1 protein-coding gene and 1 pseudogene are annotated in these 1421 nt (G+C 39.1%); both read left to right on the forward strand.

The window, feature by feature from the left end:
* Positions 1–254: pseudogene (locus QVO97_RS00715) on the forward strand (hypothetical protein); the annotation flags it as partial.
* A gap of 110 nt (positions 255–364) precedes the next feature.
* A complete protein-coding gene (locus tag QVO97_RS00720) occupies positions 365–1369 on the forward strand; it encodes a PDDEXK nuclease domain-containing protein (protein ID WP_022358522.1) in 1005 nt (334 codons plus the stop codon).
* The last annotated feature ends 52 nt before the right edge of the window (positions 1370–1421 follow it).

Here is a 1421-nt window from a genome sequence, read left to right on the forward strand (position 1 = left end):
AATCGGAAATATATGAACTGGGCAAAACAACTGCCGATTTTAACGGCGTCGTACTTCCTATATATGACCGAGAGCGTACAATCTGCGATTGCTTCAAATATCGTTCAAGGCTTGATCATGAAATATTTAGTAAGGCATTGAATGCTTATGCAAAGGATGAGAAGAAGAATCTGCAAAATCTTTCCATATATGCAAAAAAGCTAAGGGTGTACAAGAAGGTCAACGAATTGATGTCGGAGCTGCTGGATGGCTGATATTGTTGTATCTGTGCTCATGTGGTTACCTGAATTATTTAAAAATTGTATATGAGTATCTTATATAGAGAAAATAATGATAGGAATTATGTGAAAGCGAGGCGATGGGTATGTTAATGAATACGGCTGAGTATCTTTCCATTATCGAAAATATTAAGAGTGAAATTACTGCGGCACAATATCGTGCGGCAGTTCATGTGAATGCAGATATGCTGCTTCTCTATTATGATATTGGTTGCGTAATCAATGAACATAAATCATGGGGAAACAAGTTTATTGATAACCTTGCAGCAGATATTCGAATTGCTTTTCCAGAAAGCAAAGGATATTCTGTTCGTAATTTGAAGTATATGGCAAAATTCGCAGAGATTTATCCAGACCGAGAATTTGTGCAACAGGTTGTTGCACAAATTCCATGGGGTCACAATATAGTTCTTCTGGATAAGGTCGCTGATATGGATGAACGCAAATGGTATATTAAAAAATCAGCGGAAAACGGCTGGTCTCGAAATGTTCTTGTCCATCAGATTGAAAGCAACTTGTATCAGAGACAGGTTCTGGCAGATAAAGTTACAAATTTTGATCACCGCTTACCGTCTCCGCAAAGTGAACTTGCGGTGCAGACAATGAAAGACCCATATGTATTTGATTTTATTCCTTTCCGGGAAGATATGCTCGAACGGGATATTGAACAGGCACTTGTTAGGGATGTCACCAAGCTCCTTCTGGAGCTTGGAACAGGGTTTGCATTTCTGGGAAACCAGTATCACCTGAATGTAGGCGGCGATGATTTTTACATTGATTTGTTGTTCTATAACCTGAATCTTCGCTGTTATGTAGTTATCGAATTGAAAACCGGTGATTTCAAGCCGGAATATGCTGGTCAGCTAAACTTTTATCTGTCAGCCGTGGACGGCATTTTGAAAAAAGAGCAGGATAATCCGTCCATTGGTTTGCTTCTGTGCAAAAGCAAAAATAATGTGGTCGCAGAATATTCGCTCAAAGATATTTCAAAGCCGATTGGTGTAAGCGAATACAAAATAACTAGTAGTTTGCCGGATAATCTGGAAAAGCAGCTGCCATCTGTTGAAGATATTCAGAAACGGATTAAATGAGTTACTGGCTAATTATCAGACTCTGGACTTACCTTCGGGTGCTTGATTATGG

Origin of the sequence: Clostridium sp. CAG:43 (genome assembly GCF_000434655.1) — a bacterium.
Taxonomy (GTDB): Bacteria; Bacillota; Clostridia; order Lachnospirales; family Lachnospiraceae; genus Otoolea; species Otoolea fessa.